The following is a 26,501-nucleotide window of genomic DNA, read 5'->3' as shown; positions in this document are numbered from 1 at the left end:
TGGCGATCACATATTCGGGTAGTTCGGCCCGTCTCCACCTTGGGGTGTTGTCCAGTTGATGTTCTGGGCGGGGTCCTTGATGTCGCAGGTCTTGCAATGGACGCAGTTCTGGAAGTTGATCTGGAAGCGCGGGCCGCCCTCGCCCTCCAGCACCTCGTAGACCCCGGCCGGGCAGTAGCGCTGCGCGGGTTCCGCATAAAGCGGCAGGTTCACCGCGATCGGGATCGCGGGGTCCTTCAGCTTCAGGTGGCAGGGCTGGCTTTCCTCGTGGTTGGTGAAGGAAAACGCCACGTTGGTGAGGCGGTCGAACGACAGCTTGCCGTCCGGCCTGGGATAGTCGATGGGCTGGAAATCGGCGGCCTTGCCGGTGGCCTCGGCATCCGTCTTGCCGTGCTTCCAGGTGCCCAAGGGGTTCCAGCCGGTCAGGTTCGCCACCCACATGTCGAAGCCCCCCAGCGCCAGCGACGGCCACAGCCCCAGCTTCGACCACAGCGGCTTGACGTTGCGGACCGGCTTGAGGTCGCGGGCGATGGGGCCGGAGCGCAGGTCGGCCTCGTAATCGGTCAACTCGTCGCCCGCGCGCCCCGCGGCGATGGCTGAAGCCGCCGCCTCGGCTGCGGCGATGCCCGAGAGCATGGCGTTGTGGTTGCCCTTGATCCGCGGCACGTTCACCAGCCCGGCCGAGCAGCCGAGCAGCGCCGCGCCGGGCACCGCCAGCTTCGGGATCGACTGCCAGCCGCCCTCGGAGATGGCGCGGGCGCCGTAAGCGACGCGCTTGCCGCCCTCCAGGAACTCCGCGACCATCGGGTGGTGCTTGAAGCGCTGGAACTCCATGTAGGGATACAGGTAGGGGTTGGCGTAGTTCAGGTGGACGACGAAGCCGACCAGCACCTGGTTGCCCTCGAGGTGATAGATGAAGCTGCCGCCGCCGGCGTTCTTGCCCAAGGGCCAGCCCATGGTGTGGGTGACGGTGCCGGGGCGGGCCTTGGAGGGCTCGATCTCCCAGATCTCCTTCATGCCGAGGCCGAATTTCTGCGGCTCATGGCCGGCGGAGAGGTCGTATCTGGCGATCAGTTCCTTGGCGAGGCTGCCCCTCACGCCCTCGGCGATCAGCACGTATTTGCCGCGCAGCTCCATGCCGGGCTCGTAGCTCGGGCCGGGGGTGCCGTCGGCATTCAGCCCCATCTCGCCGGCGACGACGCCGGCGACGCGGCTGCCCTCGTAGACCAGCTGCGAGCAGGCCATGCCGGGGAAGATCTCCACCTCCAGCGCCTCGGCCTGCTCGGCGAGCCAGCGGCAGACATTGCCCATCGAGACGATGTATTTGCCGTGGTTCGACATCAAGGGCGGCATCGGCCAGTTCGGCACGCGGACCTGGCCCTGCGGGCCGAGGATGTAGAAATTGTCCTGGGTGACTTCGGTGCTGACGGGCGCGCCCTTGTCCTTCCAGTCCGGGATCAGCTTGTCGAGGCCGGCGGTGTCGAGCACGGCGCCCGAGAGGATATGCGCGCCGATCTCCGAGCCCTTCTCCAGCAGCACCACCGAAAGCTCCGGGTTCACCTGCTTGAGCCGGATCGCCGCCGACAGCCCCGCCGGGCCGCCGCCGACGATCACAACGTCGTATTCCATCGACTCGCGTTCAATTTCGGACATGGCTCGGCCCCCAACTTCCCTAGCTCGACAATCTGGGCGCAAGACCTAGCGCGTAATATTCTTGCGGGCAATCTTAACGCGACGCATGATAATCAACTTGCGACGTTTTCTCGGCAGGCTGCCGCGGATCGCATCCGGCGGGACTTGAAACAGGGACGGGATCGCGCCACGATGCCCCTCGGATTTTCAGCGGGCGCCCCCGGCCGATGGCCGGGGGCGTTCCAACAGCTTGTTTCGCGTTGACTGGCGTCGCACCGTTGCGACCGGAAGGACTGGAATGGAAAAGATACCGATGACCCGCGCGGGCTACGACCAGCTGGACGAGGAACTGCGCGAACTGCGCTCGGTCCAGCGCCCGGCGGTGATCCGCGCCATCGCCGAGGCGCGCGAGCATGGCGACCTGTCGGAAAATGCCGAATATCACGCCGCCCGCGAAAAGCAGAGCTTCGTCGAGGGCCGCATCAAGGAACTGGAGATGATCCTTTCGCGGGCCGAGGTCATCGACCCGAGCCGGCTGAACGGCTCGATCAAGTTCGGCGCCACCGTCACCCTGCTCGACGAGGATTCCGAGGAAGAGCGCACCTACCAGATCGTCGGCGAGGCCGAGGCGGACCTGGAGCGCGGGCTTCTGAACATCCGCTCGCCCCTGGCCCGCGCCCTGATCGGCAAGGACGAGGGCGACAGCGTCGAGGTGGTGACGCCGGGGGGCGGGAAATCCTATGAGATCATCTCGATCCGCTATGTCTGAAGGAAGGGGCCGGGCGCATGGACTCGCTTGATCCGCTGCGCAGGCTGGCCGTCGAACAGGCCCGCAACCGCGTGCTGGCGATCGGCGCGGGGGTCAGCTTGGCCTGGCTGGCGCTGGTCGGGCTGTTTGCGCTTTTCGGCCCGGAGGCCGAAGGGCAGGGCGCGGCGGGCTGGCTGGTCTGGCTGGTGGGCGTGATCCTACCCTTGGCGCTGGTCTGGCTGGCGGTCTGGTCGGCGCGCAGCCTGCTGCTCCTGCGCCAGGAGGCCGAGGAGCTGCGCGCCATGCTGGCCCGGATGCAGGACCAGGGCATGGCCGGCGAACCCATGGCCGAGCCGCGCGCGGCCGCGCCGTCCTCCGCCCCCGTTTCCGCGCCGGCCGCGCGGCGCGGCATGGTGCCGCCCGCGCCGCGGCCCTCTGCCGCGGATGCGCGGCAGGCCAGCCTGGAGCTGGATTCGCCGCCCGCGGCCCAGCTGACGCCGGCCGAGCTGTTCCATGCGCTGAACTTTCCCGACGGTCCCGAGGATCGCGAGGCGATTCGCTGCCTGCGGCTGGCGCTGGCCGATCCGGGCATGGCCCGGCTGATCCGGGCGGCGCAGGACGTGGTCACGCTGTTGGCGGGACAGGGCGTCTACATGGACGAGCTGGCCGTCCCCGAGGCCGATCCCGTCCTGTGGCGCCGCTTTGCCGAGGGCGCGCGCGGCGAGGCCGTGGCCGACCTGGCGGTGATTCGCGACGAGGCCGCCCTGGCCAGCGCCGGGGCGATGCTGCATGGCGACGAGGTGTTTCGCGACGTCGCCCATCATTTCCTGCGCCATTTCGACCGGCTGATGAGCCGCAAGGTGCAGGACAGCGACCCGCAATTGCTGGCCGCGCTGGCCGAGACCCGCTCGGGCCGGGCCTTTACCCTGCTGGCGCAGGTGACCGGCATGCTGGGCCGCGCCGGCACCCAGGCCGAGGGGGCCGACGGGGCAGAGGGGGCGGGCGCGCGCTAAAGCGGCAGCCGCAGCACATGGGCCGGCGCCGACCAGGGCCAGCCCAGCCTTTGGCGGTCCTGCGGCTGGAAGCCCATCGCCCGCCATGCCGCCAGCCCGGCGCGATTGCCGGCCTGGACCTCGGCGCGCAGGGCGGGGTGGCCCTGCCGGCGGGCATGGGCGGCGGCCGCCTCGACCAGCGCCCGCGCGATGCCGCGCCCGCGCCATTGCGGCAGCACCGCGATCCCGTCCAGGACCAGGTCCGCCGTCTCGGCGCCGGGCCGGTAAAGCCCGGTCGCCAGGTGGCGCAGCCGTCCGCGCACCGGCCCCCAGACCGCGACGAAGCCGCCGTGCCCCGGATCGAGAAAGCCGCCCCCCGCATCGCGCAGCCCGGCGATTCCCAGCAGCCGCCCCGAGGGCGACAGCGCCACCAGCGCGCCCTGCGGCCGCATGGCGGCGCGGACCAGCGCCGCGCCCTGCCGCGGCCCTGCCGGCCAGGGCAGGATCTGCGCCCCGAAATGCCGCCAGTAAAGCGCCGCCGCCGCGCCCCGCAACTCGGGCGGGATGCCGCGCAGGATGCGGGGCGGGGTCTGCGATCCGGTCATGGCTGTCCCTGCATGTTCTTGTATGGTGGTTCTTGTGTCGGGCGGCGGTTTTGGCCATTGTGCCGCCAGCCTTATCCGCATCGCGAGCCTTTTTCACCATGTCCGCGCAAGCCGGCCTTGCGGCCCAGCCCAGCCACTCCCCCGACCAGAGCCGCGCGCTGCTGCGCAGCCCGGCGCAATGCCTGCGCCACGGCTTCCTGCAGGCGCTGCCCTTTATCCTGGTGCTTCTGCCCTTTGGCATGCTGTTTGGCGTGGTGGCCACGGATGCGGGGCTGGACCTGCCGCAGATCCTGGGCTTCACCGTGCTGGTGCTGGCCGGCGCGTCGCAATTCACCGCCGTCCAGCTGCTGACCGACCAGGCGCCGGCGCTGGTGGTCATCGTCTCGGCCATCGCGGTCAACCTGCGCATGGCGATGTATTCGGCCTCGCTGGTGCCCTGGCTGGGCGGGGCCAGGCCGCGCGACCGGGCCTGGATCTCCTATGTGCTGATCGACCAGACCTATGCGCTGGCGATCCAGCATTATGAAAAGCACCCGCGGCTGAGCATGGGGCAGCGCATCGGCTATTTCCTGGGCGCGGCGCTGGCCACCTGCCCGTTCTGGCTGCTGGCCACGCTGCTGGGCGTCTGGCTGGGCAACGCCATCCCCGAGGGCTGGGCGCTGGATTTCGCCATGCCCGTCACCTTCCTGGCGCTGATCGCGCCGATGCTGCGCAGCCCGGCCCATGTCGCGGCGGCGCTGGTGGCGGTTGTGGCCTCGCTGGCCTTTGCCTTCCTGCCCTCGGGGCTGGGGCTGTTCGTGGCCGCGCCGCTGGCCATGCTGGCCGGCGCCGGGGTCGAGGTATTGATGGAACGCAGAAACGGAGCCCGCCTGTGACCGGCTATAGCGATGTGACGATCTGGCTGATCATCCTGACCGTGGCGCTGGGAACCTATGGGCTGCGCTGGTCCTTTCTTGGCGCCTTCGGCAGCCGGCCGATGCCGCTCTGGGCGCAGCGGCTCTTGCGCTATACGGCGGTGGGGGTGCTGCCGGCCATCGTGGCGCCGCTGGTGGTCTGGCCGGCGGCCACGCATGGCGAGCCCGATCCGGCGCGGATGATCGCGGCAACGGTGGCCGTGGCGGTGGGCGTGGCGACGCGCAACGTGCTGGCGGCCATCCTGGGCGGGATGGCCACGCTTTACACGGCGCTTTACCTCATGACGTGAAGCTGGCCGTCGCGGCCATAGCCGGCGATCGCGCCGCCTTTCTGGCGCAGCAGCACGTCGTGGTTGTTGGCCGGGTCGCCGTCCATGTGCCGGCGCGAGGTCACGCCCGGCAGCGTCAGGAACCATTCGCGCAGCTTGAGCGGCGAAAAGCCGGTGGGCGCGCCTTCGAATCCGGGCACGCGGCTCAGCGCCTTGCCGGTGTTGACGGCGCAGAAGCTCTTGTTCGAGGCCCCCTGCCGCTCGACCGAGCGGATCGCGGCCTCGGCGATGGCCAGCGGCACCTGCACCGTGTCCTCGGCCACCCAGTAGGTCGAGCGCGCGTGATAGTCGATGTAGAAGTTCCTGAAGTTCGGCGTGATGCCGTAAAGCACGTCGTGCCGTTCGGGGATCGCCGGATGTTCCCAGCTGCCGGCGGGATCATAGATCACCCGCTGGCTGCCGTTGATCATCACCGCGGAATGCCCGCCTTCGCCGCGGGGGATGCCGATCACGGTGAACAGGGTGATCGAGGGCGGCCCCTCCGCGACATAGCGGGCGCGCCGGATCGACTCGTCGCTGGCCCATTTGTTGTCGGAGCCGCAGGCCGCAAGCGCGGCCGGCAGCGCCAGCGCAAGGAAGGCACGCCTTTGCATCTTTGGTCTTTCCCCGGTCAGGATCAGGCGTTGGCCAGAGCCATGAATACCAGCACGGCAATGGCCAGCACGCTGACCCAGGTCGCGGCCTTGATGAAGCCTGCGAAGGTTGCCTGGTGGTGACGGATGTCCATTTCGCCGTGCTTGTGTTCGGTGATTTCGTGATGCGAGGCCATGATCCTGTCCGTAAAACGATGCGATGCGTCGGGGGCAGGGATAACCCAAGGCGCCGGCCGTGTCACGCCCCCCAAAGCACCGCGCCCGATTCGGTCTGGCCCACGGGCCACACCCGGCCGGTCGCGCGCAGGTGGTTGATGTGGCCCACGGCCTCGGCCAGGGCGAGGCCGAATTCCGGCTTGGCGATCTGGCGGCGATAGAGCAGCGGAAAGCAGCCGACGGTGCTTTGCGGCTGTTGCCGCAGCCCGTCCAGCAGCCGGTCCAGCGCGGCGCGCTGGTTCTCGGCCAGTTGCCGCAGCCGGGTCGGCAGGCCGCGATAGGGCAGCTTGTGGCCGGGCAGGACCAGTTGCTCGGGCTGCGCGAACCCGGCCAGCCGCTCGCAGCTTTCCAGCCAGTCGCCGACGGAATCGGCCTCGGGCTCGGTCGGATAGACGCCCAGGTTGGGCGAGATCGTCGCCAGCAGCTGGTCGCCGCCGATCACCAGGTCATCGTCGAGCGACCACAGGGTGGCATGTTCCGGCGCGTGGCCATGGCCCATGCGCAGGGTCCAGCGCCGCTCGCCGAAGGCCACCTGCTGGCCCTCGGCCAGCCGCCTGTAGCCGGGGGGCAGGGGCGCGCAGACATCGGCGCTGTTGAAGGGGCGCTCGTGGCTGCGTTCCTCCAGCAGCTCGGGCGGCATCCCGGCCTGGCGCCAGAAGGCGATGGCCTGCGGCGTCGGGCGTTCCTGCACGTCCAGGATGCCCATCCGCGCCGTCAGCCAGGCCGAACGCGAGGTCCAAAGCTCGGCCCCCTGGGTCTGGAACCAGCCGGCCAGGCCCATGTGGTCGATGTGGTGATGGGTGGCGATCAGCCGCCTGACCGGCGCGCCGGCCAGCGGGCCCTGCAGGATGCCCTGCCAGATGCCGCGGGTGCGGCGGGTGTCCAGGCCGCTGTCCACCAGCGTCCAGCCATCCGCGTCGCGGAAGGCATAGACATTGACCGTATCGGGCTTGAAGGGCAGGGGCAGCTGGAACCAGAACACGCCGGGGGCGATCTCATGCGCCTCGCCCTCGGCCGGGGGGTTATGTGTCTCGCTGCGTATCACCCGGCCATTTGACCCAGCAGCACGGCGTCGTCAAGCGCCTCAAGATCGGCCAGCCCGGCGCGCGCCGCCGCCAGGTCGGCGGCGAATTGCGGCAGGATGCGGGCGATGTAGAGCCGCGCCAGCGCCTTGCTGCCGCCGCCGGTCGCGGCGCGCAGATGGTAATGCGCGCCCAGCACCCGCGCAAAGGCGGAGAGGTAGGGCACGGCGCCGGCAAAGCGGTCCGGCATGTTCCGGTCCAGCAGTTCCTGCGTCGTCTCGCGCAGGGTTTCGGCGGCCTGCCACAGCTGGTTGGCCAGGTCCGGCTCGGCCGACTGCGCGGCCTTGGCGCCGTCCAGGATCTCGTCCAGCAGCGCCATCGCCGCGGCGCCGCCATCGGCCAGCTTGCGGCCGACCAGGTCCATGGCCTGGATGCCGTTGGTGCCCTCGTAGATCGCGGTGATGCGCACGTCGCGCAGGTATTGGGCGGCGCCGGTTTCCTCGACATAGCCCATGCCGCCATGCACCTGCACCGCGGTATCGGCGACGCGGATGCCGACGTCGGTGCCATGCGCCTTGGCGATCGGCGTCAGGAAGGCGGCGCGCGCCGCCCATTCGTCCAGGCCGGTGGCCCGCGACATGTCCAGCGCCACCGCGCAGGCCATGCAGATGGCGCGGGCGGCAAAGACCTCGGCCCGCGATTCCGCCAGCATCCGGCGCACGTCGGGATGGCGCAGGATCGGCCCCGCCTGCACCCGTTCGGCGGCATAGGCCACGGCCTGCTGCAAGGCCGCCTCGGCCTGGGCCACGCCCTGCACGCCGACGCCCAGCCGGGCCGCGTTCATCATGGTGAACATGGCGGCCATGCCCTTGTGCTCCTCGCCCACGAGCCAGCCCTTGGCGCCCTCGAAGCTCATGACGCAGGTCGGGCTGCCGTGGATGCCCAGCTTGTGTTCCAGGCTGACGACGCGCAGGTCGTTGGCGACGCCCGGCTTGCCGCTCTCGTCCGGGATGAACTTGGGCACCATGAACAGGCTGATGCCGCGGGTGCCCGGCCCGCCGTCGGGCAGGCGCGCCAGCACCAGGTGGCAGACGTTCTCGGTCACGTCGCTGTCGCCCCAGGTGATGAAGATCTTCTGCCCGGTGACGCGATAGCTGCCGTCGCCCGCGCGTTCGGCGCGGGTGGTCAGCGCGCCCACGTCCGATCCCGCCTGCGGCTCGGTCAGGTTCATCGTGCCCGACCATTCGCCCGAGATCAGCTTCGGTAGGTAAAGCGCCTTGAGTTCGTCGCTGCCGTGATGCTCCAGCGCCTCGATCTGGCCCTGGGTCAAGAGCGGGTTCAGCTGCAAGGCCAGGCAGGCCGAGGCGAGCATTTCGTTCACCGCCATGTTCAGCGCCTGCGGCAGGCCCATGCCGCCGTATTCGGGATCGGCGGCGATGCCGATCCAGCCGCCCTCGGCCAGGGCGCGGAACGCCTCGGCATAGCCGGGGGACGAGCGCAGCTTGCCGTTCTCCAGCCGTGCGGGGGTCAGGTCGCCGGCGCGGTTCACCGGGGCGATCACCTCGGTCGCCAGCTTTCCGGCCTCGGTCAGGATGGCGGCCATGGTCTCGGCCGTCGCCTCGGCAAAGCGCTGGGTGACGGACAGGTCTGGAAACGACACGACCCGGTTCAGAATGAACGCGATCTGTTCGACCGGGGCTTGATAGGCCATCCGCACTCTCTCCCTCTGGCGCCTTGGCAAATCCGGCTGCGGCGCGTAACTGATGCCTTGGGCTTCGATCATATTTGCCGGCCCGCGTCCATCAACCACAACCCGACGTAACGAATGCAGACGCTGATCCTTGGCCATGACCCGCAGGGCGTGCGCGCCGCCGCCGACCTGCTGGCGCAGGGCGAACTGGTCGCCATCCCGACCGAGACGGTCTACGGGCTGGCCGGCGACGCCCGCAATCCGCGCGCCGTGGCCCGCATCTACGAGGCCAAGGGGCGGCCCAGCTTCAACCCGCTGATCGTGCATCTGCCGGACCTGGCGGCGGCCGAGCGCATCGCCGTCTTCGACGATGCCGCGCTGGCGCTGGCGCGGGCCTTCTGGCCGGGGGCGTTGACCATGGTGCTGCCGCTGCGGCCCGAGGCCGGCATCGCCTCGCTGGTGACGGCGGGGCTGGATACGGTGGCGATCCGCGTGCCGGCCCATCCGGCGGCGCAGGCGGTGCTGCGCGCCTTTGGCGGGCCGCTGGCGGCGCCCTCGGCCAATCCCTCGGGGCGGATCAGCCCGACCACGGCGGCGCATGTCGCCGACCCCGAAAGCGGGCTGGGCGGGCGCATCGCGGCGGTCCTGGATGCGGGCGCCTGTCCGGTGGGGGTGGAATCGACCATCGTCGGCTGGGTCCGGGGCCGGCCCGCCCTGCTGCGCCCCGGCGGCGTCGCGGCCGAGGCCATCGAATCCGTGCTGGGCCAGCCGTTGGCCCGACCCGAAGGCAATGCCGAGGCGCCGACCTCGCCGGGGCAGCTGACCAGCCATTACGCGCCGCGCGCCAGCCTGCGGCTGAACGCCGGGGATGCGCGGCCGGGCGAGTTGCTGATCGGCTTCGGCCCCGTCGCGGGCGAGATGACGCTGAGCCAGACGGGCGATCTGGCCGAGGCCGCGGCGCGGCTGTTCGACCTGCTGCACCGCGCCGATGCCGAGGGGCGGCCCATCGCCGTCGCGCCGGTGCCGGACGCGGGCCTGGGCGCCGCGATCAACGACCGGCTGCGCCGTGCTGCCGCGCCGCGCTAGGGCTCAGGCGTGGCCCGCGCTGGGCGACAGCATCAGGGGGTCGATGCCCAGCGATTTCAGCGCCGCGCGCCATTTGCCGGGATTGTCGGTGCCGAAGATGATCTCGTCGCCGCGCTCCGAGGTCAGCCAGCCGTTGTCGCGGATTTCCGAATCCAGCTGCCCCGGCCCCCAGCCGGCATAGCCAAGCGCCAGCACGGCGGGCTGCGGGCCCTGGCCGCGCGCGAAATCTTCCAGGATGTCGCGGGTGGTGGACATGGCGAGGTCGTCGGTGATGCGCATCCGGTTCTCGCCCAGGTCGATGTCGCGGGGGGCGCGATGCAGCACGAAGCCGCGCCCCGGCTCGACCGGGCCGCCGAAGCGGACGGGGATGTCCAGCGCATTCGTGCCGGCCTGGATGCCAAGCTGCGCCAGCAGGTCGGAAAAGCCGATCTCGGGCAGCGGGCGGTTGACCACCAGCCCCATGGCGCCGTCCTCGGAATGGGCGCAGACCAGGATCACGGATTGCTCGAAGCGCGGGTCGCGCATGCCGGGCATGGCGATCAGCATCTTGCCGGTCAGGTTGCTCGACTGGTCCATGATCTGCTCCGTCCTTTTCCTCAAGATCGGCCCTGTCGGCTGTTTTCGCAAGGGATTGCCGCTAATGTGACTTCACCCCGAGGGGGCGGGACGACTAGAACGGCAGCATGAAGACCCTTGCCCTGCTATTCATGACCGCCGCGCCGGCACTGGCGCAGGATCTGCCGCCCGGACTGGCATCCGCCGAACTGCTGCCCGGCTGGACCACGGCCGAAGGCCACCGCATGACCGCGCTGCACCTGCGGCTCGAGCCGGGCTGGAAGACCTATTGGCGCAGCCCCGGCGATGCCGGCGTGCCGCCGCGCTTCGACTGGGGCGCCTCGCGCAACCTGGCCCAGGTGCGGCTGCTCTGGCCGCGCCCCGAGGTGATCGAATCGGGCGGGGAGCGCACGCTGGGCTATCACGGTGAACTGGTCCTGCCGATCGAGATCACCCCGGCCAGCCCCGCCGCGCCGGTCGAGCCCAGGGCGGTGGTGGATTTCGGCATCTGCCAGGACATCTGCGTGCCGGTGCGGGTGGAATTGCAGGCCGGCCCCCCCGGCCCGGCGCCGGATCCGCTGATCGAGGCGGCCATCGCCCGCCAGCCCGAGACCTCGGACCGCCAGCCCGAATGCCGCATCGCCCCGATCCAGGACGGCATGCAGGTGACGGCCACCCTGCCCGCGGCGGACAGCGCCCGCGGCGACGAGGTGGCGATGGAACTGGCCGATGACGAGATCTGGGTCTCGGCCCCGGAAACGCATGCAGCCGGCGGCCGGCTGGCGGCGCAGGCGGATTTCGTCGCGGCCTCGGGCAAGCCCTTTCCGCTGGATCCGCAGGCGCTGCGGGTGACGCTGATCGGCCCCGACGACGCGGTCGAGTTCCGCGGTTGCCGCGAGGCGGCGGACTAGCCGCCCCGCCTAGCCCTCCAGCCGGGCCGCCACCGACAGCAGGTCGGCCCAGGCCTCGCGCTTGGCCAGCGGCGTGCGCAGCAGATAGGCCGGATGCGCCATCGGCAGCGCCGGCAGGCCGAAGGCCGTCGTCCAATTGCCGCGCAGCTTCAGGATGCCCTGCTGGTTCAGCGCCGCGATGCAGGGCGTGTTGCCCATCAGCACCAGCAGTTGCGGCTGCGCCAGCTCGACATGCCGGGCCAGGAAGGGCAGCATCATCGCGATCTCGGCCGGCTCGGGGCGGCGGTTGCCGGGCGGCCGCCAGGTCAGCACGTTGGTGATATAGAGCGCGTGTTCCGCATCCACCGCCTTGCGCGACAGGCCGATGGCGCCGAACATCTGGTCCAGAAGCTGGCCGGCGCGGCCGACGAAGGGGCGGCCCTGACGGTCCTCTTCCTCGCCCGGCGCCTCGCCGATGATCATCACCCGCGCCGCCGGATTGCCGTCGCAGAAGCAGAAGTTGCGCGCGCCCTTCTTCAGCTCGATGCCGTCGAAGGCTTCCTGCGCCTCGGCCAGTTCGGCCAGGCTGGTCGCGGCGGCGGCCATGGCCTCGGCGCGGGCGACCACATCCTCGGCCTCGTCGCGCGGCTGCGCCACGACCGGCGCGGCCTGGACGGCCGGGGCAGGGGGCGGTTCGGCACGGTCGGGCGCGGCATAGCGGTCGAGCGGCGCGTCGAGGCATGGCTCGTCCGCGCCCAGCTCGGCTTGCCATTGCAAAAGCGCCAGCGCCGTCTCGGCGTCCAGCGCGAATCCCCTGTAGGTCGGTTCGGCGGTCATGGCCGCAGGCTAGGGCGCGGCGCGGGCGCGGGCAAGATGCGACGCACAGCTGCGATTGCGCGAGCGGCACGATGCCTTGCCCCCGGTCGCGCGACGCCAGCGTTACTGCGATTGCGTCAGCGGCGTGGTGCCGCCGCCCATGCCGACCAGCCGCTGGATCAGCGGCCTTGCCGTCGGCCCGATGCGGTCGCAGGCGCCCGGATCGTCCAGCAGCTTGAAGGCTGGCCCGTAATAGGTGCGGTCATAGGCCGCGGCGTCCAGCCCCAGCTTCGCCGCCAGAAGATCGCCCGTGCCGGTGATCAGCGTCCATTCCCCGTCGGTGATCGCGTAATCGGGGCAGTTCGAGGTGATGACGTTCACATTCGCCAGTTCCGCGATCAGCGATTTCGCCTGTGGGTCGGACAGGCCCGAGACATCGGGAAGCTTCACGGTGATGCCCCCGTCCGCCAGCGCCGCGCCGGTCCCCAGGACCAATGCGCCGGCCAGAGCCGCGAGTGCTTTCATGGATTGCCCCCTTGCTTGTTCTGGACGTTCGGTTTCGCGCGCCCATCCCGCCCGATCCGCCGGTCCCGTGCAACCCAATTCGCCGTGAACTTGACGCAGCACAGGCGCAAGGATACGCGATTGCCAACAGCCAGAAGCATAGAGGATGCCTGCGATGACGACCTATTCCCTTCTGATCCTGCCCGGCGACGGCATCGGCCCCGAGGTCATGGCCGAGGTGCGCAAGGTCATCGGCTGGTTCCAGCAGAACCGCGGCCTGTCCTTCGACGTCAGCGAGGATCTGGTCGGCGGCGCGGCCTATGACAAACATGGCAAGCCCCTGGCGGACGAGACCATGGCCAAGGCGCAGGCGGTCGATGCGGTGCTGCTGGGCGCCGTCGGCGGGCCGAAATACGACGACCTGGATTTCTCGGTCAAGCCCGAGCGCGGCCTGCTGCGCCTGCGCAAGGAGATGGACCTGTTCGCCAACCTGCGTCCCGCGCAATGCTTCGACGCGCTGGCCGATTTCAGCTCGCTCAAGCGCGAGGTGGTGGCCGGCCTCGACATCCTGATCGTGCGCGAACTGACCTCGGGCGTCTATTTCGGCGAGCCGCGCGGCATTTCCGCCGACGACACCCCCGGCAACGAGGGCGGCCGCGTCGGCGTCAACACCCAGCGCTATACCTCGGGCGAGATTCGCCGCGTCGCCCGCTCGGCCTTCGAACTGGCCCGCAAGCGCGGCAACCGCGTCTGCTCGATGGAAAAGGCCAACGTCATGGAATCCGGCATCCTCTGGCGCGAAGAGGTGCAATGGGTCCACGACAACGAATATCCCGACGTGGAGCTGTCGCACATGTATGCCGACAACGGCGCCATGCAGCTGGTGCGCAATCCGCGCCAGTTCGACGTGATCGTGACCGACAACCTGTTCGGCGACATCCTGTCGGATGCGGCGGCGATGCTGACCGGCAGCCTGGGCATGCTGCCCTCGGCCAGCCTGGGCGCGCCGATGGAGAACGGCCGGCCCAAGGCGCTTTACGAGCCGGTGCATGGCTCGGCCCCCGACATCGCCGGGCAGGGCAAGGCCAACCCGATCGCCTGCATCCTCAGCTTCGCCATGTGCCTGCGCTATTCCTTCGGCCTGGGCGCCGAGGCCGACCTGCTGGAAAAGGCGGTCGAGAAGGTGCTGGCCGACGGCGTGCGCACCGGCGACCTGATGGGGGCCGAGGGCGGCAAGCCGGTCTCGACCGCCGAGATGGGCGACCACATCGTCGCGGCGCTTTCGGCGCTGTGACCGGCAGGTCGCGCCCGCATCGCCGGGCGCGGCCCAACCTGCGAACCGTCGGGGAGGGGCATGACGGCGGGCAACATCAAGGGCGCGCTGCTCGCCCTGCTGGCCATGGGGCTCTATTCGACCCATGACGTGATCATCAAGGTTCTGGGCGCCACCTATCCGGCGCTGCAGATCCTGTTCTTCTCGGCGCTGCTGTCCTTTCCGCCGCTGGCGGTGCTGCTGCTGCGCGACCCGACGCATGGCACGCTGCTGCCGCGCAACCCGTTCTGGGTCGGGCTGCGCTCGCTTTGCATCGTCATCTCGGGGATCGGCGGGTTCTATGCCTTTTCGGTGCTGCCGCTGGCGCAGGTCTATTCCATCCTCTTCGCCGCGCCGCTGATCGTCACCGTGCTGTCGGTGCCTCTCTTGGGCGAAAAGGTCGGGCTGCATCGCTGGCTGGCGGTCTGCGCCGGGCTTTGCGGCGTGCTGGTCGTGCTGCGCCCCGGCGTGACGCCCTTGGGGCTGGGGCACCTGGCGGCGCTGATGGGGGCGACGGCCACGGCGCTTTCCGCCATCGCCGTGCGACGCCTGGGCCGGTCCGAGCGGACGGTGATCCTGCTGCTTTGGCCGATGATCGGGAATTTCCTGCTGACCGGCGCCTCGCTGGGCTTCGCCTATCGCCCGATGGAGCTGGGCGACCTCGCGCTGACCGGGGTGATCGCGGCCTTGGGGCTGGCGGCGGGCTTCCTGCTGATCCTGGCCTATCAGGCCGGCGAGGCGGCCAATGTGGCGCCGATGCAATATTCGCAGATGCTCTGGGCGGTGGGTTACGGCTGGTTCCTGTTCGGCGAAAGCCCGGACGGGCCGACGGTGCTGGGGGCGGGTCTGATCATGGCCTCGGGGCTCTACATCCTGATGCGCGAGCGGCTGGGCGCCTCGCGCCTGCGCCCGGCGACGCGGGCGCGCCTGGGCGCCGAGGCGGTGACGGCCCCGCGCTGGAGCCTGTTGCAGCGCCTGCTGCGCGCGCGGGGCTGACGCGGAAGGCTTCCTGCATTCGGAAACCGCGCTGATGCGCCTGCTACGCGCACGGGGCTGACGCGGCACTCGCCCGGCACCGGCAGGCGAGATCTCCGCGCTTGCTGTGCGCGGGGCTGACGCTGTTTTCTGCGGCTGTCCCGCAAGATTCCCCCTTGCATTCCGCCGCCCCAGGGGCTACCTGCCCCTTCACGGTCGGAGCGTAGCGCAGCCTGGTAGCGCACCTGCTTCGGGAGCAGGGGGTCGGAGGTTCGAATCCTCTCGCTCCGACCATGGAATTCTTGATAAGGGGCAGGTAGTTTTGCCTTTTTGATCATGAGAATTGCCTCTCCCAGCCACTGATTTCTCGTCAACGCACTGATTTCGTGTGGCTAAAGGTGCTCGGGAGCGAGTCCGCCACTAATAGTGATGGTCGCACACGAGGGGAGCGACTGGATTCGCCTTTCCGTCAAACGCCGGACGCTGCTGCTCACCGCCTTACATATCATAGCCACCGTGCACCATGTTGCGCGATCTGATCGACGCGTTGGGCGGAAAGCAGACTGACGGCTGACGCCGGACCGCAGCAGCTGGTTCTCGGCCTGCAACAATTCGATCAGGCGGTCGGCGCTGATCTCGTGCATCTGCGGCTCGCCACCGGGCAGTTCATAGCGGCCCTGGCTGCGCAACGCCGGCAGCACCTCGGCCGTCACCCATTTGCGGAACCGCTTAGCTGCCGGCTTCCGGCTGGTCAGGATCAGCGCGTAGAGGCCGCTTTCGTTGATGATGGTGGCGTTCGGGTTGCCGCGAATACCCTCACTACTGTTTAGGGTATTCAGATTGACCGTCTGGATCTCGTCAGCCTCAAGGCGGCTGATCGCAACAGTCGGGTTCGAATGCTCCAGCACCCGGCACACATCTGCGGCGACGAACCAGGGCGCGTCGTCGCGCATCACCACGCGGACGGCCTGTTCCTCAAAATCGAAGGGGATGATCGCGGCGGTCATCACGCGGCGCCCCGCTTGCGCTGTGCCGCGCGGATCTGATCGGCGTGATCCAGCAGGCGCCGCTCGTAGACCTGACGAACGAAATCTGGCCCCGCCGCCTCGATCAGGCGGGCAAGGATGTCCTGCCCGTTCTCGCCTCGCGACTGACCGAAGGTGGCCTGACGCGCCACCGTTTCGATGACGCCGTTCTCTCGGCACCATGCACTGAAATTGGTGCCGTTCGCGCGCAGCCCGCCGATGACCGCCTCATGGAGGACGGCGCCGGGCTGGAAAATCATATCCTGCCGTGTCATGTCTGTCTCACTTGCCTGTCGCGGAGCGGGTGCCGCATGGTTAAAAGTGAGATTAGGTTTACAAACGTATACCGTCAAGAGGAAGGTTTACGAATGTCGTCTTTTTCTGACCGGCTGCGGGAGGAACGGTTGCGGCTGAATATGGTCCAACCGCAGCTGGCCGAAATTGGCGGTGTGGGTAAGCAATCGCAGATCAACTATGAGAGCGGGAAACGTCAGCCAGACGCCTCCTATCTAGCCGCCATCGCGGCGGCGGGTGCGGACGTACTCTACATCCTGACAGGCGAGCGCCGCTCTGGACTTCCGGCGCCCACGGCCAATCAGCTTCCCCCGCGTCTGCGCGAACGGCTGGCCACCGCCATCGAGGCGATCGAGGAAGGGCTGGCTGCCACGAACAGAACCGCGCCGCCCGCCGTCAAGGCCCAGTTAGCGCTGGCCGCGTATGACATTCTTGCCAGCCAGGGCGAATCGGCCTCGGCTGAAATCATTCGTTTGGTAAAAACCGCTTGAGGTAACGATGTCGGAAGACCCCAAGGACAAGATCGTCCAGCTTTTCAAGGAAGGAACCAAGCCGAAGCGCAGGCGCCCACAGTCCAGGGCTGGAAATGCGGTCAGCGTCAACGGTAACGGAAACGTGGTCGCGGGCGGCGACGTTCACTATCATCTGCCCTCGCCGCCCGCTGCCCGTCCAAAAGTGCGGCCCGGCATCGAGCATATTACGGCAGAGCAGCGGGCAATCCTGCGGAAACTCGTGGAGGAGGTGGCCGAGACCGAGGCGCGACTGAAGAGAAGCCCCAGAGGGTTCAGCAGTGTCTATTCGGCACTTTTCAACCAGTTCGACGAGGTGAAAAAGCTGGAGCAGATCCCGCTTGATGGCTTCGAGCAGGCGCGCTCTTATCTCTACCAGCGTCGCGGCCAGTTGAACGGGATGCGGTCAGCACCGATCAAGAACGCCGACCAATGGCGTAAGACGCGCTACGCCTACATCAAGGTGAACTCCAAGGCGCCCGAGGATGCGGAGGCGCTGGACAGGTATATCCGCAAGAACTTCAATGCGGGTAGCCTGACAGAGCTTGCCAACGATGAACTGGAAAGAGCGTATCGCTACATCGCCGGGCGGCGCAACAAGCGGTGATGAGGAACAGATCGTGAAACTATTCGAAAAGCCGCAACCACCGCAGTCGAAGCTGCAAGAATTTCGCGACGGGATGATCGGCCTGCTCATCGTTGTTGGCCTGGTGGTCTGGGGATGGAACTGGCTGACCGGTGACGCCGAGCCAGTGACAGCCGCGCAAGTCGAACTATCCCCTGAAGAGGCTGCGGCGGCTACAGAAGCGGCAGCACGAAAGGCCGTGGCCGAAAAGGCCGAAGCCGAGCGTCTGGCCGCCGAGGCAGAGGCTGAAGCCAAGGCCGCCGCAGAAGCCACGAAAGTCGAAGCTGCGGCAAAGGCCAAAGAGAAGGCGCATGAAAAACGCTATGGCTTCCACTGCCTCAGTGGATGGGATGGCAGCCATCGCGGCCTGGTGACGCAGGTCAAGGAAAGGCTGCATGACCCTCACAGCTTTGAGCATGACAAGACGCAGACATGGCCCGTGCAGCCAGACGGCCGCAACCAGATCCTGATGACATACCGCGCCAAGAACGGCTTTGGTGCGCTCATGCTCGGCAAGGCAGTTGGCAGCTTTGACAACGAAACATGCGACGTCACCGTTGACCTCGTAGAGTAAGCCGCCCGGCAAAATTCATTTGCATGTTCATCGACGCCGCTGGCTCTTCGCCCGCGGCGTACTTCCTTGTATTTCAACGGTTTTTGCAAACATGCAAATGGCAGATCGAACTTGCGGGCCGATTTGCATGTTCGGAGCCTACTGCAGCACGGGCCCAACGCCCGCTCCGCCTCGCAATCTCCTGCAAATGCTGATATCTTTGGCCTCGACGGCCTCACACCGCCACGGGCCTTCACAACCCCGTTGAAGCCCTTTTGAAGCCTTAGTCCAGGACATATTCGCCCGTCCCTCGACTTCGGCCTCCAAGACCCCTCACAGCCTTATTTTGCTGGGCCTTCGCCGATCTTCGCAGATCTTCGGGCCTCTTCGCAGATCAGTCCAGATATTCGTGTCAAACAACAACGGCAGTGCAGCGTAGCATCTGCAGCAGGCCTAGGAAAGCAGCCGTTCCTGCTGACAGCATCGCCAACCGACGGTCTACCATCAGAGATGGAGATCATCGGAAAATCCCCGAACACCCATGCCGTCATGGGGATCGGTTTTCACATGCGGCTTGACGAGCCCCGGAGTAGAGATGATGGCTGGCCGTCCAGTAGCGACCATATATCGGGTCTGGCCAAACAGCGAATTTTGCTCGCGATTGGGGTAGAAATCAAAGGGGTAGCAGTGGACCGTCCGTGAGCACGCATAAGAAAAGGCAGGGCCGCAGCCCTGCCCTTATTTGGTGCAGTCAAGCTGCTTGTTAACAGCCAGCCTGCGGTTTCTGAACCTTGAACTTCCCATCAGGCGCGCCGGGAGTCAATCGCCATGTGGGCGGCTCATACGGAAACGGCTTCCGGAAGAGCGGTGATGGACATGGCGCGGACGCACATCGGCGAGCAAATCCCCATCGGACGGCGCGGGGCTGTCCGATGGAGAGGCTCAGAACCGCGGACCGACCGCAACGAGGCGCTACCGTATTCGCCACATCTGAAAAGGTGTGGGCCTAAATACGCGCCCTGCTGTGAAGGCAGGACGCTGCCGCCACATTGGCATTTGCCAAGTTCCAATTTTGCAAGTCTGTCCGGTTCCGGGGTTGGACCTGGCCGGGCAGAAAACCGTCTGCGGTAGATGTATCTCGCCATGCTCGACAGCGCATGCAAAGGTGGCGCCTGCGGGATGGGAGAATGTCATGACCACTACACTCGGCATTGATCTTGGCACGTCGTCGTTGGGCTGGTGTCTCATCGAAGACGAACACCGCATCCTCGATCTCGGCGTGATCATCTTCAGCGCCGCCGCCGGTGCCGGGCGCGACCCGCAATCGGGCGCACCCCTCGCCGAAGCGCGGCGCGAGGCCCGTTCGGCGCGGCGGCGGCGGGACAGGTTCATCGGTCGCCGCTCGGCTCTTCTGGACAAGCTGATCGCGCTCGGCCTGCTGCCCGGAGACCCGCCCGCGGGCCATGGGCGGCGGCGCAACCAGGCGCTGCCGAATGCCGAGACGAAGGCGCTGGCCGACACCGATCCCCATGTCCTGCGCCGCCGGGCTTTGTCGGAGCCACTTTCGCCGCACGAGATCGGCCGGGCGATCTTCCACCTCAACACCCGGCGCGGCTTCAAGTCGAACCGTAAGGCCGACCGGGGCCGAAACGAGCCCGAAACCGGCAAGATCGCCACCGCCGGCCAGGCGCTGGACGCGGCCTTGGGCAAGCGCACCCTCGGCCAATTTCTGGCCGACCGGATCGACGCCGGGCAACCGGCGCGGGTGCGGATGGGTGGCGAGAACCAGGCCTATGATTTCTATCCCCAGCGCAGCCATCTCGAGGCGGAGTTCGCGGCGATCTGGGAGGCGCAGGAACACCACCACCCCGAGTTGCTGACCGACACGGCCCGGACCGCGATCCATCGCATCCTGTTCTTTCAGCGCCCGCTGAAAACGCCCGAGGTGGGTTTTTGCACCTTCGCCGGCATGAGCGGTGTGCCTCACGACGAGCGCCGGCTGCCAAAGGCGCATCCGCTGTTCCAGGAACGGCGGCTCTACGAGGAGGTGAACAACCTCAAGGTAGTCGCCGCCGGAGCCGCTGCGCGCGACCTGACGCTGGATGAACGGGACCGGCTGATCCTCAAGTTGCGCGACAACAAGAAAGTCACCTTCGCCACTTTGGCCAAGAAGGTGCTGAAACTGGCCGAGGGCGAGCGGTTCAACAAGGAAAGCGAAGCCCGCAAGGACCTGGCGGGCGACGAGGTCCGGGCCGAGATGGCGGACAAGAAGCGCTTCGGCAATCGCTGGACGCATTTCCCGCTGGAGCGGCAGTTGCAGATCATCGACCGTGTGCAGAACGAGGAAAATCCCGATATCCTGCTGGCCTGGCTGCAATCCGACTGCGGGCTGGACAAGGCGGCGGCGGTCGCGGTGGCCAGGACGAACCTGCCCGAGGGGCACGGCCGCTTCGGCGAGACCGCGACCCGGCGGCTGATCGCGGCTCTAAAGGCCGAGGTCGTTACCTATGACAAGGCCGCGCTGGCGGCAGGGTTCCACCATAGCGATCACCGGACGGGCGAGGTTTACGACCTCCTGCCCTATTACGGCGAGGTCCTGACCCGTGAGATCGCGCCCGGCAAGGCGGAGTACGGCGATCCGCTCGAACGCCAATATGGCAAGGTCACCAATCCCACCGTCCATATTGGCCTGCGCCAGTTGCAAAAGCTGGTGAATGCGGTGATCGCCCGGCATGGCAGGCCCGACCGGATCGTCATCGAACTCGCCCGCGAACTGAAGCTCAATGACAAGCAGAAGGACGAGCATCAGCGACGGATCAGGCGGGATACCGAGGCGGCGATCCGCAGGGGCGAGAAGCTTGTTGAGGCGGGTATTGCCGATACCGGCGCCAACCGCGCCCTGATGCGGCAATGGGAGGAGCTGAACCCGTCGAACCCCCTCGACCGTCGCTGCCCCTACTGCGGCGAGCCGATTGGCATGGCGCAGATTTTCAATAGCCTAGCGGATATCGACCATATCATCCCCTATTCCAGGTCGCTCGACGACAGCCCGGCGAACAAAGTTTTGGTCCATCGCAACTGCAACCGCCAGAAGGGCAACAAGACGCCCTGGGATCGGTGGCACGAGGACGAGGCGAAATGGGAAATCATCTCGGCCCAGGTTGCGCGGATGCACCCTTCGAAACAATGGCGCTTTGGCCCCGACGCGATGGAGCGGCTGGAACGCGACGGCGGCTTCGCCGCCCGCCAACTGACTGATACCCAGTATCTGGCGCGGATCGCGGACAAATACCTGCGCGGCCTTTATCCGACTGCTGATGAGGGCCGGGTCGATGTCATCCCCGGGCGCATGACCGCGATGCTGCGCCGGGTCTGGGGCCTGAACAGCCTGCTGCCCGACCATAACTTCGTCGAGAACGAACATTCCAGCGCACCGAAGAACCGGCTGGATCACCGCCACCATGCGATTGACGCCACGGTCGCGGCGGTGACATCTCTGTCCCGGATGCAGCAGATCGCAGCCGCAGCGGCCCGGTCGGAGGAAAAGGAATTGGAGCGCCTGTTCGACGATCTGCCGCATCCTTGGGACGGCTTCCGCGAGGACCTGGGCGCGTGCCTTGCCCGCACAGTCGCCACGCACAAGCCCGATCATGGACGCAGCGCGAAACCCTCGCGCCACCGCGATGTGACGGCGGGCAAGCTGCACAACGACACCGCCTATGGCCTGACCGGCCTGAAGACCACCGATGGCAAGACCCCTATCGTCGTGCACCGCGTTCTCCTGGCCTCGCTGAAGCCCACGCAGATCGCCGACCCCGACTGTATTCCCGACGAAACCCTCCGCAACGCCCTGTGGCTCGCCACCCGGGACTGTTCCGGCAAGGCCTTCGATCAGGCCCTAGCGCGCTTCGCCAAGGAGCATCCGGTGTTCAAGGGCATCCGCCGGGTGAGGATACGCGAGCCGCTGAACGTCATCCCGATCCACGACAGGGAAGGAAAACCTTACAAAAGCTATGCCGGGGCGTCCAACGACCGATACAATGTCTGGCGGATGCCCGACGCTTCCTGGCGGCATGATGTTGTGTCCACCTTCAACGCGCACCGGAGCGATTATCGCGACCTTCGCCCGCACCCAGCGGCGAAAAAGGTTTTATCGCTACGCCAGAACGATATGATCGCGGTGGAGCGTAATGGTGGGCTTCGGGAGATTATGCGGGTCGTTAAGTTCAACCAAGCCGGGCGGCTGACTCTTTGTCCGCCGAACGAGGGCGGCAAGCTTCAGAACCGGGACGCGGCACCGAACGACGCCGATCCGTTCAAATACACTTATCTTTCTCCCAGCTCCCTAAAAAACGCCAAGGCCCGTCAGGTCCGCATCGATCCACTCGGTCGCGTCTTCGATCCCGGCCCACGCGAATAGCGGGCGAGGGATGGACCGGATCGTCGATATAGCCACCGACGGCCTGCATCTCTCGCTCCACCGCGGTTTCCTCATGGTCGAAAAGGACCGGGCCGAGGTCGGCCGCGTGGCGCTCGACGATATCCACGCCCTGATCGTCCATGCCCATGGCGTCACTTGGACCGGCAATATCGTCGCGGCCTTGGCCGAGCGGGGGGCGCCCATCGTCTTTTGCAACGCCTCGCACGCCCCCGTCGCCGTAACCCTGCCGCTGGACGGCCATCACGCCCAGAACGCCCGGATGCAGGCACAGATCGGGGCCTCAACCCCGCTGATGAAACAGCTCTGGCGCCGTATCGTCTCGGCCAAGATACTGATGCAGGGAGCGCTGCTCGCAGCGCGCGGAGCCCCTGGGGCCGAGGCCTTTCCTTTCATGGCCCGTCGTGTGACTTCGGGCGACAAGGAGAACCTCGAGGCGCAGGCCGCGCGGCGCTATTGGCCGCTGCTGATGGGCCCCGATTTCCGCCGCAACCGCGACGCCGGCGATGTTAACGCGCTGCTGAACTACGGTTATGCCGTGATGCGGGCCAGTTGCGCCCGCGCCATCGTCGCGGCGGGCCTGCATCCGACGCTGGGCATCCAGCATTCCAACCGCGGCAATGCCTTTGCGCTGGCCGACGACCTGATCGAGCCGTTCCGGCCGCTGGTGGATGCATTGGCCAAGTCGATGATGCGCGAGGGCATCACCCGCCTCGATCCCGCACAAAAGCGGCGTTTCGCCCGCCTGATCGCCTTCGATCTGGGCATTGCCGGCGAGACCTCGCCCGTCTCCATCGCCGCTGTTCGGATGGCGCAATCGCTTGGCAAGGCCTTCGAGACCGGCCGCCCCGATCTCCTGCTGTTCGACCCGCCCGGCGCGCTCGACTGGGCCGCGCTCGGCCGCGGCGAGGGGGACGGCGCGTGAAGAAGGACCCGTCATATCTGAGCGGATACAGGCTGATGTGGATTTTCGTGATGTTCGACCTGCCGGTGGGCAGCAAGAAGGAGATGCGGGACGCCACGAAGTTCCGAGAGTTTCTGCTGGATCAGGGTTTCGAGATGAGCCAGTTCTCGATCTACGCCCGGTTCTGCAACGGCAAGGACAGCTATGAGTCGCATCTGAAGCGGATCGAGGGTAACCTGCCGGAGAAAGGCGAGATCCATGTGCTCACGTTCACCGACAAGCAGTATGAGGGAATCGTCCGATTCTCCAGCCAGCGCCGCCGCAAGCCCCGCGAAAACCCGGATCAGTTGGCGCTGTTCTAGTTATGTCCAGGATTTGGCATCGCCTGGATGTGCCGACTCCTTGTTTTTAATCAACAAGTTGCCAACACATCCAGGTTAGCGCTTCAGAAACCGCAGGCCAACCGCAACAGGCGGTCGCCTACATCCGGACGCGCGTCAAGGTTAGCGCTTCAGAAACCGCAGGCCAACCGCAACTTGGGACGCCCGGCCTTTTTGCCGTCAAAGAGGTTAGCGCTTCAGAAACCGCAGGCCAACCGCAACGGCCTCGATGCGGGCGGCGTTGGATTTCGCAGGTTAGCGCTTCAGAAACCGCAGGCCAACCGCAACTGGCCGGTCGATCCGACCACCTCGCGCTCGAGGTTAGCGCTTCAGAAACCGCAGGCCAACCGCAACAGATACCGACTGCGTTCCAGCGATGAAGCAAGGTTAGCGCTTCAGAAACCGCAGGCCAACCGCAACTGATACCCGCTTTCAGTTTGCGAATGACGAATGTCCGCTTTGGCGAATACTGTTTTGCAGCACAACGGTACCACGACCGGCTAGTATTGGGCCGGAAGCGACGTCGTAACCCACAGCAAACTCTTTACAGAATGCCCGTTTTGTAAAGAGTGGATAGAGTCAGGACCAGAAATCGCAGGGCAAAATCAGATGACCCGATAGCGCACCGACCAGCATTTTGTTAAGAGTGACGGCAGCGCGCCGGTGGATGCGCATCGGCGCCGCCGAGATTACCTGACCCCCGATGAGGTCAAGCGCCTACTGGCTGCGGCCAGGTCCGGCCGGCACGGCGCGCGCGATCATCTCATGCTGTTGCTGATGTACCGGCACGGGCTGCGGGTCAGCGAGCTGATCGCCCTGCGGCGGACGGATCTCGATCTGGCCTCGGGCCGGCTCTGGGTGCAGCGGCTGAAGCATGGGCTGTCCACCAGCCAGCCGCTGGCGGGGGATGAGATTCGGGCATTGCGGCGCTATCTGGCTGGTCGTGGTGATCCGCTGCCCTGGCTGTTTCTGTCGGAGCGTGGCGGGCCACTGACCCGGCAGGCGGTGAACTATCTCCTGACCTGCATCGCGGCGCGAGCCGGGCTCGGCGCGGTGCACCCACATATATTGCGCCATTCCTGCGGTCACGCCCTGGCCCATGCCGGGCGCGACCTGCGGCTGATCCAGGACTATCTCGGCCATCGCGATCCGCGCCATACCGCACGCTATACCCGCACGGCGGCGGTGCGGTTTCAGAATATCTGGCGCTGACCGGCCGGGAACCCGAGCAGGTCAGCGCGCTGTCGCGGGCCGGCAGGGCGGAACGGTGATATCAAGGGCTCGTTGGCCTTGCGTCAAGGATACACCACGTCTTCTGCGCGGCAGTTCCTGAATGTCGCAGAGTATGGTATCGTTACCTCATGGAAAGCGACCGCGTCCAAGGAACCGACAGCGACTCTCCGCCCGCCAAGGCGGATCTTGCGGAACGTGTGCGCAAGATCCAGGAGCAGGCTGCACGGATGGGTTTTCAATCGGGGTCTACGGACACTGTCGAGGCGAATAAGGCCTTCATGGACGACATGTGGGGCGAGGACTGATAGCTCGGTGCCGGTGCAGCCTGTCGGCAGGCTGATTGCGGTCAGCCGGGTGGATTGGCTGTTACAGCAAATGCAGGGGCCGCCACTACCGGATCATCGGCCATGGACGCTGTTCGTTTCCCCAAATGCTGCACGTCGCCCGCACAGGACGACCCGCTGTCGCGCCGCTTGCCGAGGTCGAGACTCGCACAGGCGGCATCACATAACCGACGCTTCAGTCCGCCTTTAAAGGAGGCACCTCTTTGCCCCTTTTGGCGCGATGCCCCCGCTCCATCAATGCCAGAATATGGGCAATGCCGTCGAGCCTCAGAGCAAGTTTCTTGTGCATGTCTTGCATCTCCCGGCGCATGTCCAGAAGCAGGCGAGCGGTCTCATTTTCCGTGGTTTCAGCCATCGTCAGCACCGTTTGGCTCGTGAGGTGGTTCGGCTGAGTCGGTACGGAGCCCCCATAGGCCCCTATTCCTGGAGGATTCGCCGTGCCGTCGACCAATGAAACCAACCGGTGGTTGGTCGACCGATCGCTCGGGGCGCGTGGACCTGTAATTCAGGCCTGTTCTCGCTGACGCCGATAGAAGTCGGTTCATCGATCAGCAACTGGGCAAAGACTGGCGTGCCGTTTCCGCTCCGGACCCGAAGATGGATGCAGGTTTCCGCCTTTTCTCGGTCCAAGCGTCATGCCGTAAAAGAGCAGCACGCGCCATGGCCCAAGCAACCCCGGCCGCTATGGCTGCCTTGTTGACCGAATATGTCTCCTCATAGGTTTTGACGATGAGCGCTTCATCGGATCGCCGATTGCCGTTGCGCGGGTTGACGATCCGGCCCGTTTTCCGGATCCATCTGGCGACAGTGTCTCGACCGATGCCATGGCGACGACTCAGCTCCTTGACGGAAATGCCGCGATCCCAGTCTCGCGCCACCTCTTCCCAGATGTTGATACCGGCATCTCGCAGCGCCTGGTGGGTTTGCGCGTGCCCCATCGAATAGGTGTTCGCGAGGCCGCCGAACGATTTTACCAGGCCGAAGGTGTCGATGATGGCCTCGCGGGGCGGCGGCGTCGGCGGGTAGAGCAGTCGCGAGAGAGACGATGACCGGGAGCATCTCTTTGAAGCAGGCTTTGGAAAGTCCTGCCGAGGCGAGGCATTAGCCGACAGGGTTGCGGCTACAGATGATCGGGGCGTCCGCCTTCGCGCGCGAATAGCCTCTGATTCAGCGTCGAAAATTTTCCTTTCGAGACGATCGACGATACTCTGGGCGTTCTGCACAGCCGCCCTGGCTGCCACAAGTGCCGCAGTCTCCTCGTCGGTCAATCCGAACATGCAGTTCTCCTCGACACGCCGCCAAAGAGCTCCAGATATG

Annotated in this window: 28 protein-coding genes, 1 tRNA gene and 1 CRISPR repeat array; of the genes, 16 read left to right on the top strand and 13 right to left on the bottom strand. The window is 66.8% G+C overall.

Features of this window, described 5'->3' with window-relative positions; all coding sequences use genetic code 11:
• Positions 1–6 precede the first annotated feature (6 nt).
• Positions 7–1,653 carry an electron transfer flavoprotein-ubiquinone oxidoreductase gene (locus tag E3U25_RS18525; RefSeq protein WP_116221930.1) on the bottom strand — a complete coding sequence of 549 codons (1,647 nt, stop codon included), beginning with the start codon at positions 1,651–1,653 and terminating at the stop codon, positions 7–9.
• 277 nt (positions 1,654–1,930) lie between these two features.
• Here E3U25_RS18525 and greA point away from each other — a divergent pair, with 277 nt between their 5' ends.
• Together greA and E3U25_RS18515 are read left to right on the top strand one after the other, a co-directional pair.
• Positions 1,931–2,401: a transcription elongation factor GreA gene (gene greA / locus E3U25_RS18520; RefSeq protein ID WP_024845767.1), complete on the top strand. Its 471-nt coding sequence runs from the start codon at positions 1,931–1,933 to the stop codon at positions 2,399–2,401.
• 17 nt (positions 2,402–2,418) lie between these two features.
• The gene (locus E3U25_RS18515; protein ID WP_116221931.1) at positions 2,419–3,393 is read left to right on the top strand and encodes an RAD23 family protein; all 975 of its coding nucleotides are present in this window, start codon (positions 2,419–2,421) and stop codon (positions 3,391–3,393) included.
• Here E3U25_RS18515 and E3U25_RS18510 read toward each other — a convergent pair.
• Positions 3,390–3,977 carry a GNAT family N-acetyltransferase gene (locus E3U25_RS18510; RefSeq protein WP_116221932.1) on the bottom strand — a complete coding sequence of 196 codons (588 nt, stop codon included), beginning with the start codon at positions 3,975–3,977 and terminating at the stop codon, positions 3,390–3,392. The genes E3U25_RS18515 and E3U25_RS18510 overlap by 4 nt on opposite strands.
• Before the next feature lie 98 nt (positions 3,978–4,075).
• Here E3U25_RS18510 and E3U25_RS18505 point away from each other — a divergent pair, with 98 nt between their 5' ends.
• Both E3U25_RS18505 and E3U25_RS18500 read left to right on the top strand, forming a co-directional pair.
• Complete coding sequence (locus E3U25_RS18505) at positions 4,076–4,852, top strand: AzlC family ABC transporter permease (RefSeq protein ID WP_083539059.1); 777 nt, start codon at positions 4,076–4,078, stop codon at positions 4,850–4,852.
• Positions 4,849–5,181, top strand: coding sequence for an AzlD domain-containing protein (locus E3U25_RS18500; RefSeq protein ID WP_036759337.1), 333 nt, complete (start codon positions 4,849–4,851; stop codon positions 5,179–5,181). Before E3U25_RS18505 ends, E3U25_RS18500 begins: the two co-directional genes overlap by 4 nt.
• Here the strand turns inward: E3U25_RS18500 and E3U25_RS18495 are convergent.
• From E3U25_RS18495 to E3U25_RS18480, 4 genes are all read right to left on the bottom strand, one after another.
• Positions 5,166–5,813: a hypothetical protein gene (locus E3U25_RS18495; protein WP_052096194.1), complete on the bottom strand. Its 648-nt coding sequence runs from the start codon at positions 5,811–5,813 to the stop codon at positions 5,166–5,168. The genes E3U25_RS18500 and E3U25_RS18495 overlap by 16 nt on opposite strands.
• Positions 5,814–5,836: 23 nt before the next feature.
• Complete coding sequence (locus E3U25_RS18490) at positions 5,837–5,989, bottom strand: aa3-type cytochrome c oxidase subunit IV (protein ID WP_024845773.1); 153 nt, start codon at positions 5,987–5,989, stop codon at positions 5,837–5,839.
• A gap of 62 nt (positions 5,990–6,051) precedes the next feature.
• Positions 6,052–7,074 carry an MBL fold metallo-hydrolase gene (locus E3U25_RS18485; RefSeq protein WP_036759335.1) on the bottom strand — a complete coding sequence of 341 codons (1,023 nt, stop codon included), beginning with the start codon at positions 7,072–7,074 and terminating at the stop codon, positions 6,052–6,054.
• A complete protein-coding gene (locus tag E3U25_RS18480; protein ID WP_116221933.1) occupies positions 7,071–8,762 on the bottom strand; it encodes an acyl-CoA dehydrogenase family protein in 1,692 nt (563 codons plus the stop codon). The genes E3U25_RS18485 and E3U25_RS18480 overlap by 4 nt, the downstream gene beginning before the upstream one ends.
• Before the next feature lie 114 nt (positions 8,763–8,876).
• Here E3U25_RS18480 and E3U25_RS18475 point away from each other — a divergent pair, with 114 nt between their 5' ends.
• On the top strand, positions 8,877–9,827 hold the full coding sequence (locus E3U25_RS18475; RefSeq protein ID WP_036759330.1) for an L-threonylcarbamoyladenylate synthase: 951 nt from the start codon (positions 8,877–8,879) through the stop codon (positions 9,825–9,827).
• A 3-nt stretch (positions 9,828–9,830) separates the two neighbouring features.
• Here E3U25_RS18475 and E3U25_RS18470 read toward each other — a convergent pair whose 3' ends face one another.
• Positions 9,831–10,403, bottom strand: a complete 573-nt coding sequence (locus tag E3U25_RS18470) for a YqgE/AlgH family protein (protein WP_036759328.1) — start codon at positions 10,401–10,403, stop codon at positions 9,831–9,833.
• Between the two features lie 107 nt (positions 10,404–10,510).
• Here E3U25_RS18470 and E3U25_RS18465 point away from each other — a divergent pair, with 107 nt between their 5' ends.
• Positions 10,511–11,293, top strand: coding sequence for a protein-disulfide reductase DsbD domain-containing protein (locus tag E3U25_RS18465; RefSeq protein ID WP_072461694.1), 783 nt, complete (start codon positions 10,511–10,513; stop codon positions 11,291–11,293).
• A gap of 9 nt (positions 11,294–11,302) precedes the next feature.
• On the opposite strand, the gene E3U25_RS18460 is transcribed toward E3U25_RS18465, so the two are convergent.
• Together E3U25_RS18460 and E3U25_RS18455 are read right to left on the bottom strand one after the other, a co-directional pair.
• Positions 11,303–12,109, bottom strand: coding sequence for a uracil-DNA glycosylase (locus E3U25_RS18460; RefSeq protein WP_116221934.1), 807 nt, complete (start codon positions 12,107–12,109; stop codon positions 11,303–11,305).
• Between the two features lie 102 nt (positions 12,110–12,211).
• Positions 12,212–12,613 carry a carbohydrate kinase family protein gene (locus E3U25_RS18455; RefSeq protein WP_036759324.1) on the bottom strand — a complete coding sequence of 134 codons (402 nt, stop codon included), beginning with the start codon at positions 12,611–12,613 and terminating at the stop codon, positions 12,212–12,214.
• 154 nt (positions 12,614–12,767) lie between these two features.
• On the opposite strand from E3U25_RS18455, the gene leuB reads away from it, so the two are divergent.
• The 3 genes from leuB to E3U25_RS18440 all read left to right on the top strand — a co-directional run bounded on the left by leuB (position 12,768) and on the right by E3U25_RS18440 (position 15,173).
• A complete protein-coding gene (gene leuB / locus E3U25_RS18450; protein WP_036759322.1) occupies positions 12,768–13,886 on the top strand; it encodes a 3-isopropylmalate dehydrogenase in 1,119 nt (372 codons plus the stop codon).
• Between the two features lie 60 nt (positions 13,887–13,946).
• Positions 13,947–14,900 (top strand): DMT family transporter, encoded by a 954-nt coding sequence (locus E3U25_RS18445; RefSeq protein WP_072461696.1) that lies wholly within the window; start codon positions 13,947–13,949, stop codon positions 14,898–14,900.
• A gap of 196 nt (positions 14,901–15,096) precedes the next feature.
• Positions 15,097–15,173: transfer RNA gene (locus E3U25_RS18440), tRNA-Pro, on the top strand.
• A 98-nt stretch (positions 15,174–15,271) separates the two neighbouring features.
• Here E3U25_RS18440 and E3U25_RS18435 read toward each other — a convergent pair.
• Together E3U25_RS18435 and E3U25_RS18430 are read right to left on the bottom strand one after the other, a co-directional pair.
• Positions 15,272–15,886: a BRO-N domain-containing protein gene (locus tag E3U25_RS18435; protein ID WP_116221935.1), complete on the bottom strand. Its 615-nt coding sequence runs from the start codon at positions 15,884–15,886 to the stop codon at positions 15,272–15,274.
• Entirely contained in the window at positions 15,886–16,164 is a 279-nt protein-coding gene (locus E3U25_RS18430; RefSeq protein WP_244295157.1) for a hypothetical protein, read from the bottom strand. The genes E3U25_RS18435 and E3U25_RS18430 overlap by 1 nt, the downstream gene beginning before the upstream one ends.
• 108 nt (positions 16,165–16,272) lie before the next feature.
• On the opposite strand from E3U25_RS18430, the gene E3U25_RS18425 reads away from it, so the two are divergent.
• The 7 genes from E3U25_RS18425 (at position 16,273) to E3U25_RS18395 (ending at position 24,819) form a co-directional block, all read left to right on the top strand.
• Entirely contained in the window at positions 16,273–16,689 is a 417-nt protein-coding gene (locus E3U25_RS18425; RefSeq protein ID WP_116221937.1) for a helix-turn-helix domain-containing protein, read from the top strand.
• 7 nt (positions 16,690–16,696) lie between these two features.
• Positions 16,697–17,314, top strand: a complete 618-nt coding sequence (locus tag E3U25_RS18420; RefSeq protein ID WP_140847971.1) for a hypothetical protein — start codon at positions 16,697–16,699, stop codon at positions 17,312–17,314.
• A gap of 13 nt (positions 17,315–17,327) precedes the next feature.
• Positions 17,328–17,906 (top strand): hypothetical protein, encoded by a 579-nt coding sequence (locus E3U25_RS18415; RefSeq protein WP_140847974.1) that lies wholly within the window; start codon positions 17,328–17,330, stop codon positions 17,904–17,906.
• Between the two features lie 1,171 nt (positions 17,907–19,077).
• The gene (gene cas9, locus E3U25_RS18410) at positions 19,078–22,305 is read left to right on the top strand and encodes a type II CRISPR RNA-guided endonuclease Cas9 (RefSeq protein WP_116221940.1); all 3,228 of its coding nucleotides are present in this window, start codon (positions 19,078–19,080) and stop codon (positions 22,303–22,305) included.
• 10 nt (positions 22,306–22,315) lie between these two features.
• Positions 22,316–23,248 carry a type II CRISPR-associated endonuclease Cas1 gene (cas1, locus tag E3U25_RS18405; protein ID WP_116221941.1) on the top strand — a complete coding sequence of 311 codons (933 nt, stop codon included), beginning with the start codon at positions 22,316–22,318 and terminating at the stop codon, positions 23,246–23,248.
• A gap of 35 nt (positions 23,249–23,283) precedes the next feature.
• On the top strand, positions 23,284–23,589 hold the full coding sequence (cas2, locus tag E3U25_RS18400) for a CRISPR-associated endonuclease Cas2 (protein ID WP_114537290.1): 306 nt from the start codon (positions 23,284–23,286) through the stop codon (positions 23,587–23,589).
• A 72-nt stretch (positions 23,590–23,661) separates the two neighbouring features.
• Positions 23,662–24,027: a CRISPR direct-repeat array (repeat unit 36 nt; unit sequence AGGTTAGCGCTTCAGAAACCGCAGGCCAACCGCAAC).
• Positions 24,028–24,270: 243 nt separating this feature from the next.
• Positions 24,271–24,819, top strand: coding sequence for a tyrosine-type recombinase/integrase (locus E3U25_RS18395; protein WP_036759304.1), 549 nt, complete (start codon positions 24,271–24,273; stop codon positions 24,817–24,819).
• A gap of 540 nt (positions 24,820–25,359) precedes the next feature.
• Here the strand turns inward: E3U25_RS18395 and E3U25_RS18390 are convergent.
• Positions 25,360–25,539 (bottom strand): hypothetical protein, encoded by a 180-nt coding sequence (locus E3U25_RS18390; protein ID WP_116221942.1) that lies wholly within the window; start codon positions 25,537–25,539, stop codon positions 25,360–25,362.
• Between the two features lie 193 nt (positions 25,540–25,732).
• Positions 25,733–26,461 carry a helix-turn-helix domain-containing protein gene (locus E3U25_RS18385; protein ID WP_166435527.1) on the bottom strand — a complete coding sequence of 243 codons (729 nt, stop codon included), beginning with the start codon at positions 26,459–26,461 and terminating at the stop codon, positions 25,733–25,735.
• Between the last annotated feature and the right edge of the window lie 40 nt (positions 26,462–26,501).

This window comes from Paracoccus versutus, assembly GCF_029909795.1.
In the GTDB taxonomy this organism is placed as follows: Bacteria; Pseudomonadota; Alphaproteobacteria; order Rhodobacterales; family Rhodobacteraceae; genus Paracoccus; species Paracoccus versutus.
The sequence above is the reverse complement of the archived record's forward strand: the minus strand, read 5'-3'. Positions and strand labels throughout refer to the sequence as shown.

What these genes read in the sequence shown, in the direction of transcription:
- E3U25_RS18525 (WP_116221930.1), bottom strand. Translation starts at nt 1,653, where the DNA reads ATGTCCGAAATTGAACGCGAGTCGATGGAATACGACGTTGTGATCGTC.
- greA (WP_024845767.1), top strand. Translation starts at nt 1,931, where the DNA reads ATGGAAAAGATACCGATGACCCGCGCGGGCTACGACCAGCTGGACGAG.
- E3U25_RS18515 (WP_116221931.1), top strand. Translation starts at nt 2,419, where the DNA reads ATGGACTCGCTTGATCCGCTGCGCAGGCTGGCCGTCGAACAGGCCCGC.
- E3U25_RS18510 (WP_116221932.1), bottom strand. Translation starts at nt 3,977, where the DNA reads ATGACCGGATCGCAGACCCCGCCCCGCATCCTGCGCGGCATCCCGCCC.
- E3U25_RS18505 (WP_083539059.1), top strand. Translation starts at nt 4,076, where the DNA reads ATGTCCGCGCAAGCCGGCCTTGCGGCCCAGCCCAGCCACTCCCCCGAC.
- E3U25_RS18495 (WP_052096194.1), bottom strand. Translation starts at nt 5,813, where the DNA reads ATGCAAAGGCGTGCCTTCCTTGCGCTGGCGCTGCCGGCCGCGCTTGCG.
- E3U25_RS18490 (WP_024845773.1), bottom strand. Translation starts at nt 5,989, where the DNA reads ATGGCCTCGCATCACGAAATCACCGAACACAAGCACGGCGAAATGGAC.
- E3U25_RS18480 (WP_116221933.1), bottom strand. Translation starts at nt 8,762, where the DNA reads ATGGCCTATCAAGCCCCGGTCGAACAGATCGCGTTCATTCTGAACCGG.
- E3U25_RS18475 (WP_036759330.1), top strand. Translation starts at nt 8,877, where the DNA reads ATGCAGACGCTGATCCTTGGCCATGACCCGCAGGGCGTGCGCGCCGCC.
- E3U25_RS18470 (WP_036759328.1), bottom strand. Translation starts at nt 10,403, where the DNA reads ATGGACCAGTCGAGCAACCTGACCGGCAAGATGCTGATCGCCATGCCC.
- E3U25_RS18465 (WP_072461694.1), top strand. Translation starts at nt 10,511, where the DNA reads ATGAAGACCCTTGCCCTGCTATTCATGACCGCCGCGCCGGCACTGGCG.
- E3U25_RS18460 (WP_116221934.1), bottom strand. Translation starts at nt 12,109, where the DNA reads ATGACCGCCGAACCGACCTACAGGGGATTCGCGCTGGACGCCGAGACG.
- E3U25_RS18455 (WP_036759324.1), bottom strand. Translation starts at nt 12,613, where the DNA reads ATGAAAGCACTCGCGGCTCTGGCCGGCGCATTGGTCCTGGGGACCGGC.
- leuB (WP_036759322.1), top strand. Translation starts at nt 12,768, where the DNA reads ATGACGACCTATTCCCTTCTGATCCTGCCCGGCGACGGCATCGGCCCC.
- E3U25_RS18445 (WP_072461696.1), top strand. Translation starts at nt 13,947, where the DNA reads ATGACGGCGGGCAACATCAAGGGCGCGCTGCTCGCCCTGCTGGCCATG.
- E3U25_RS18435 (WP_116221935.1), bottom strand. Translation starts at nt 15,886, where the DNA reads ATGACCGCCGCGATCATCCCCTTCGATTTTGAGGAACAGGCCGTCCGC.
- E3U25_RS18430 (WP_244295157.1), bottom strand. Translation starts at nt 16,164, where the DNA reads ATGATTTTCCAGCCCGGCGCCGTCCTCCATGAGGCGGTCATCGGCGGG.
- E3U25_RS18425 (WP_116221937.1), top strand. Translation starts at nt 16,273, where the DNA reads ATGTCGTCTTTTTCTGACCGGCTGCGGGAGGAACGGTTGCGGCTGAAT.
- E3U25_RS18420 (WP_140847971.1), top strand. Translation starts at nt 16,697, where the DNA reads ATGTCGGAAGACCCCAAGGACAAGATCGTCCAGCTTTTCAAGGAAGGA.
- cas9 (WP_116221940.1), top strand. Translation starts at nt 19,078, where the DNA reads ATGACCACTACACTCGGCATTGATCTTGGCACGTCGTCGTTGGGCTGG.
- cas1 (WP_116221941.1), top strand. Translation starts at nt 22,316, where the DNA reads ATGGACCGGATCGTCGATATAGCCACCGACGGCCTGCATCTCTCGCTC.
- cas2 (WP_114537290.1), top strand. Translation starts at nt 23,284, where the DNA reads ATGTGGATTTTCGTGATGTTCGACCTGCCGGTGGGCAGCAAGAAGGAG.
- E3U25_RS18390 (WP_116221942.1), bottom strand. Translation starts at nt 25,539, where the DNA reads ATGGCTGAAACCACGGAAAATGAGACCGCTCGCCTGCTTCTGGACATG.
- E3U25_RS18385 (WP_166435527.1), bottom strand. Translation starts at nt 26,461, where the DNA reads ATGTTCGGATTGACCGACGAGGAGACTGCGGCACTTGTGGCAGCCAGG.